The sequence below is a fragment of the Verrucomicrobiota bacterium genome, from assembly GCA_034440155.1.
Taxonomy (GTDB): domain Bacteria; phylum Verrucomicrobiota; class Verrucomicrobiia; order JAWXBN01; family JAWXBN01; genus JAWXBN01.
The window spans coordinates 24,826-30,948 of the sequence record JAWXBN010000077.1 but is presented as its reverse complement, the minus strand read 5'-3'; the positions used below and the strand labels follow the sequence as shown (position 1 = coordinate 30,948).

At 49.4% G+C, this 6,123-nt stretch carries 6 protein-coding genes; 1 reads left to right on the top strand and 5 read right to left on the bottom strand.

Features of this window, described 5'->3' with window-relative positions; translation table 11 throughout:
- From SGI98_08015 to SGI98_07995, 5 genes are all read right to left on the bottom strand, one after another.
- Positions 1–1,215: hypothetical protein (locus SGI98_08015; GenBank protein ID MDZ4743347.1), on the bottom strand; the 1,215-nt coding region annotated here is incomplete at its 3' end.
- Positions 1,216–1,322: 107 nt separating this feature from the next.
- A complete protein-coding gene (locus SGI98_08010; GenBank protein MDZ4743346.1) occupies positions 1,323–1,946 on the bottom strand; it encodes a DNA-3-methyladenine glycosylase in 624 nt (207 codons plus the stop codon).
- Positions 1,946–3,499 (bottom strand): NCS2 family permease, encoded by a 1,554-nt coding sequence (locus tag SGI98_08005; protein ID MDZ4743345.1) that lies wholly within the window; start codon positions 3,497–3,499, stop codon positions 1,946–1,948. Before SGI98_08005 ends, SGI98_08010 begins: the two co-directional genes overlap by 1 nt.
- A gap of 46 nt (positions 3,500–3,545) precedes the next feature.
- Complete coding sequence (locus SGI98_08000) at positions 3,546–4,202, bottom strand: N-acetylmuramoyl-L-alanine amidase (protein ID MDZ4743344.1); 657 nt, start codon at positions 4,200–4,202, stop codon at positions 3,546–3,548.
- 149 nt (positions 4,203–4,351) lie between these two features.
- Complete coding sequence (locus SGI98_07995) at positions 4,352–5,287, bottom strand: DUF4388 domain-containing protein (protein MDZ4743343.1); 936 nt, start codon at positions 5,285–5,287, stop codon at positions 4,352–4,354.
- Positions 5,288–5,443: 156 nt separating this feature from the next.
- On the opposite strand from SGI98_07995, the gene SGI98_07990 reads away from it, so the two are divergent.
- Positions 5,444–6,121, top strand: coding sequence for an ABC transporter ATP-binding protein (locus tag SGI98_07990; protein ID MDZ4743342.1), 678 nt, complete (start codon positions 5,444–5,446; stop codon positions 6,119–6,121).
- The last annotated feature ends 2 nt before the right edge of the window (positions 6,122–6,123 follow it).

Genomic DNA, 6,123 nt, shown 5'->3' with positions numbered 1-6,123 from the left:
ATTCTGACCGTTACTGATGCTGGCATTCTGCACAATCGCTGTGCCGCCATTGAGGGTGTAGAGACCCGCTGCATTGGTAGCGAGCAAATTGTCCGTGCGCAGAGTGCCACCATTCTGTGTGAATGTGCCCCGGAGAATGTCGCTCGTGCTCGTCCCGGCTGCATTGGTCACTACCAGTTGCGAGGCGGCCCCGCTGAGATTCATGACGTTATTTATCGAGGATGCATTAGCGCCCACGATTAAACTGGCTGCAATCACACTGGCTCCATTAGAAATCGTCAGCGTGTTGCCTGCTCCAATATTGCCCACATAGAAATCGCTCCGGTTCGACCACAGGGAACTTGCCCCCGTCACCGTCACCACGTTATTCGATGAACTGGCTTGATTACCAATAGAGCCGATACCATTCTCCACACTACCCCCATTACTAATCGTCATGGCATTCCCTGCTCCACCATCGCCCACATAGAAATTGCTCCGGTTCGACCACAGCGAACCCGCCCCTGTCACCGTCACCGCGTTATTCGATGCGCTGGTAGTAAATCCGATAGTGCCATCAGTATTCACCACACTGGCCCCATTGGAGATCGTCATAGTATTACCTACTCCAAGAAAGCCCACATCTAAACTACCGGTGTTCGACCACAGCGAACCCGTCCCCGTCACCGTCACCACGTTATTCAATGAACTATTAAAAACACCGATACTGCCATCACTATTGACCACACTGGCCCCATTACTAATCGTCAGCGTATTGCCGACTCCCCTATAGCCCACAAACAAATCGCTCCGGTTCGACCACAACGACCCTGACCCCGTCACCGTCACCACGTTATTCGATGAACTTGATTCAGACCCGATATAGCCATGATCATTGAGTACACTGGCCCCATTGGAAATCGTCAGCGCATTCCCTGCTCCATTATAGCCCACATAGAAATCGCTCCGGTTCGACCACAGGGAACCACTCCCGGTGACAAGAGCTTTATTATTCAAGGAGTCTATCGTATTTCCAATGATTGATGAGAAACCATTCACACCACTATTGGTCACAAAAAGCTGACCATTATTGGTAATCACGAGGGTGTTTGCTGCTGTACTATCCCCGACATAATAAATCGCATTCGTCGTCACCGTTGTATTATCGATGACCGCCTGGGCATTGACCTCCGTCGTCAGAGCCATGGCGTAAACCATCAGAACTGTTATTATCATTATCCCCCGAATCATTTGCTTTTTCATACGGCCCCCTTTTGTCTTTTACCAATTAATATTCAGGCAAAATTAGCTTAAAATTAACTAAATACAATATTTGATTTGTCCTATTCCCCCGTTTGATAATGAGGTGTGGGGGAGGGCGATGAGGAAAAATCTCTCTTCCACACGAACCGCCAGGGTTTCGCGGCCCATTCTTGGGCGTAATTGATCCCGATCCGGGGAGTCGCCTCTATTTCCGATTGCTCCGCCTGATACCCGGCATCCTCGACCCAGATTTTTTCCCCGGTCAGGTCGGCGGCATTCAGCGATTTGTCGATGCCAAAAGCTTGGCAAACTTTTCCCGGACCATTAGAGAGCTGGGCATGTTTAAATTTCTCCCCGCGCCGGTCCCGGGCAATTTGCGCGCCTGCGGTGATCCAAACGCCCCTGACGAGAACGGCTTTGGGTTCATCCGCCGCCCCGGTGACAAAATTTAAAAGGAAATGCATGCCGTAAGTAAAATAGACGTAGGCGATCCCACCCTGCTCGAACATGATTTTTGTCCGTTCCGTGCGGCGGTTGCCGAACCCATGGCAGGCCTTATCCTCAGCACCCCCGTAAGCTTCCGTTTCATAAATAATCCCTTTGACCACGCCCTGAGGTGAGTCCACACAGAGCAATTTGCCCAGGAAAAACCGTGCCGCTTTTTCAGGGCTGCCTTCGAGATAAACTGTCTTCGATAAACGCATCAAATCTCCGCGTGCAATTTGCTTTTGTCCTTGATCAAAAAGTGGGCGGCGAGGAAAACTATCCCGGTCAGTGTATAGGCAAAAACAAATCTCGGTGCAGCCATGAGCTCAAAAACCGGCTGCAGCCCGATGTGATCCAGGCTAAAAGCGTGGATCAATCCGAAGAAGGCAAGGACAGCCGCCGCAAAACACCAAATAGAAGCTTTCAAAAAGTCTTTCTCCACCAGATAGACGACAATGGCCGAAAAGATCATGGCGGTAATGACAAACCCCTGATTAAGGGCGATGATCCCGTAAATAAAAAGATCATTGCCAAATTTCGGTGCGGTGGCAAAAAGACTCGTTCCTGCCACACGCAAGGAGGTCTCGATCAAAAAAAGTGCCCACGCCGCAAGGCAAGGCACGAGCCCCATAGAAACGGCGAGGGCGTGTTTCCGGGGAGTGGCTTGGTAAGCTTGGGCCATGATGATCAATCCGATCCAGAGCAAAATGCCCAAGGTCGCCTCGATCGGGACCACCTTCAAAACCAGTGTCATGCCCCCCATCAGGATCAAAGCGGTAATCACGACCCCATTCAGGAGCGAATACCCCACCCGGGCGCCCATGGCTTTCCATCCGGGATGCCCGATGTAAATCGTCGTCGGGAATGCACTCCCGAAAAATGAGGCGACAATACTGCCCAGTCCATTCACGAGCAGGGATGAACGCGTGGGGAATTTGTCTCCGGCGGCTTCTGCACTTTCGAGATTTTGCAGTGAACCGATGATATTAAAAAGGCTCATGGGCAGGATAATCGCAAAATATTTCCAGCCGAGGGGGTCGCTCAGGAGGGCAAATAAATCCTGAGGAACAGGCTTTGGCAGGTAGAGTCCGATCTGGACGTCTTCCGCAGAAGGCGCAAAGGAAGACCAACCCATCGGGATCAATAACCAACCGAGGGCCACCCCGACAAGGACAGCGATACAACCACCGGGAAATGAAAAGGGAAACTTCACCCCGCCCGCATAAGCCAAAAGGATCATCATCATGGGTAGAATCGCGATGGCGGGTGAAGCAAAAAGCTGGAAGATAAATCCCATAGCGATAAATGTCATCGCGATGCCCGCCAGTGCGGATAATAAAGCCGCACGCGGGGTGACCTTCCTCAGCCAGTTTCCTGCAAAGGCACCGATCATCTCGATGACTCCGCTCAGGAAACAAGCGAATATCCCGGCTTGCCAGACGAGTGTCGTATTTTTTGTCTCCGAATAGATCGGGGCCATTATCAGGAAAATAAAGGCCACCAGACTCACCGTATTTATCCCGTAAGGAAGGGCTGTGATATCATTACGATTCTCGCGTTTAGCCATCCGCCACGCCTGCCAACTATAATAAACATTCCCAAAAAGGATCGAAATGGCTGCTCCCGGCAAAATGGTGCCAAAAACAAAAGCTGGTTCAAATCCGCAAACCGCCGGGAGAAATACGGCGATCAACATGAGCTGGAGTAGATTATCAATAAAGAGACCGAAAAATCCGTCCAAATCCCCGCGAACAAAAAAACTTGGTTTCATGAGGCTATGTATTTAGCCGCTCAGGGCTGTACCCACCAGAAAAAACTTATTCGGTATCTGCTTTTTTGGAATTATTCATAGCCAGAGAGGTAATTCCCCGCCGTGTCTTTGGAGAAGACGCCTCATAACGTTCATTATATTTAATAATGCCTGCAACGAGAGTCTCAGCAGCCTTTTGTCGGAAATCCGGACTTAAAAAGCGTTTGCCTTCATCGGGATTGGTTAAAAAACCAAGCTCGACCAAGGCTGCCGGATTTTTACTCCGGCGGAGAACGGCTAAGTCACGGTTCCTAAAATCTCTATTATGTGTGTGCGGCATTTTGCAAAGCATTTCGTTTAAAAGCGTCAGAGCTAAAGCACGGCTTTTGCGGCCATAATAAAAAGCGGAGACTCCCCTGGCGCTACAATTCCGTGCGGAATCTAAATGGACACTGATCAAGAGGGCGTCTGGGTGAGCATTCGCGATATAAGCCCGATTTGGCAACGGGATAAAGACATCGGTGGTCCGTGTCATGACGACATTATATCCCTGCTGGATTAAAAGCTTACGGGCTCTGAGACTCACATCCAACGCGATGACTTTTTCTTTTATTCTCTGGCCGGGAATCCCCCCATTATCATGCCCACCATGACCAGGATCCAAAACAATCGTCTGGGCGGCAAAAGTCCCCGTAACCAGAAAAAAGCCAACAAAGACAGCCATGAAAAATACTTTTGTTTGAAAATGTATTCGCATTATTAGATAAATTATGGACGATTTTATTGATCATTTCAACCGATTTCCTTACGCGTCCTGAATCGACCTGTAGCAGGGCAGATTTCACGCCAAAAACTCTCAAAACTGCAAAACCGTCAAACGGCAACCGCACTTCTGGTTAGTTCTTCGTCCTGCAAACGACAAGCCTCGAGCAACATTCCCATTGAGTTCCCGGAAATCGAATTCTCAGGGGCTTTTTCTCCGAAAATAAAATCGAACTCACCACTCTGAAGCATCAATGCCCGATAAAGTGCGTCGAGAGACTTCCTCTGCATACCAAAGGCATGAACGATATTCCCATTAACCAAATAAATGTCATAAGTTTGTTTACCCATTCCAGACTCGGTCTTCACCGATAATTTACCTGTTTTAGTTCCCTGGATAAGAATCTGCATTAAATCAATGGCACTGAATATTTCCAGTCTGCCATGCATTTTGGCCTCTTCGGTGGAGGCCGGTTGTTTTTCCCATTTCCTCTCATTATGTTCGATCATCTGAGCAGCATCGACAATCGCGCCTACTTTTTTCTGAACCGCTTCGGCACCTCCGGCCTTATCGATTAAGTGTGTGGATATGGTATCGGCAAGAATGTCCCTTTGCTCGTCGATTTCAAGGGACTTCCTCTCCAGATCCTTGAATTGATGGATAATAAGCGATTTTACCGCGATTAAACCACAAAACTCCCCGTCAGCGGCAACAATTAAATCATCAAAAAAATTATCATCATTCCGTTTCCTCACACTCCGGGATATATCGATCACCGAGAGATTCCCATCCACGATCAAGGGCGCAGGATCCATGAGTGATTTTACGGTTTTATCGGCATGCAGCGCCCACCCGAATCGGGAACCGAGCTTCGCGAGAAGGAATTCCTTGCCGATGATCCCGACAATCGTCTCGTTATTCGTCACAGCCATGAAACTACCCTGGTAGTTATTGAATATCTCATGGGCTTGTTTCACCGGAGTATCACAATGGATATAGTCCCGTGTATAAACTAACTCTTTTATCTTTAATGTATCTAATCCCATAACGAGATAAATATAGACACCCCCCTGTGACAGTCATGAGTCGAATTTGTTTCGCTTGTGTGATATTAGAGCGACAGAATAGCACATCAGAAACATTTACCATTTATCGATGTGCTAAATTGACACGGAAATGATTCAGTCCAAGATGGGGGTGTTATGATTGAGATCAAGAACATTTCAAAATCTTACTCCAATGGCGAAAACCGTGTCCATGCCTTGCGGGGGCTTTCCACACAAATTGCCCAAGGGGAATTCATCGCCATTACAGGCCCGAGTGGTTGTGGCAAAAGCACACTCTTGCACCTGCTGGGAGGATTAGATGTCCCGGATGAGGGTGATATCACTTTCCATGATGAATCGATTGTTTCCGGCAATGACCGTTCCCTGACACTTTTTCGCCGGACCCATATCGGGATTGTCTTCCAGTTCTTTAACCTCCTACCGACGCTGACGGTAGAGGAAAATGTCCTGCTCCCACTCATGCTCAAGAGTATCCCGCACCAAGAAGCCGTGGGCCGGGCTAGGGAACTTTTGACTACCGTCGGGATGTCCTCCCGGCATCATCATTTCCCCCACCAGCTCTCTGGTGGCGAGATGCAACGCACTGCCATCGCGCGTGCGCTCATCCACCGCCCTGCTATCCTGCTGGCGGATGAGCCCACCGGGAATCTCGACTCAAAAACCGGTGCCCTGATCCTCTCCCTTTTCCAGGAAATCGCTGGGACCGGAGACACGACCCTCATTCTCGTCACTCATAGTCCCGAGGTGGCCGCTTGTGCCCGCCGCCAGATCCAGATGAGTGACGGCCAAATCACCTCCGACCACACCCCTTAATC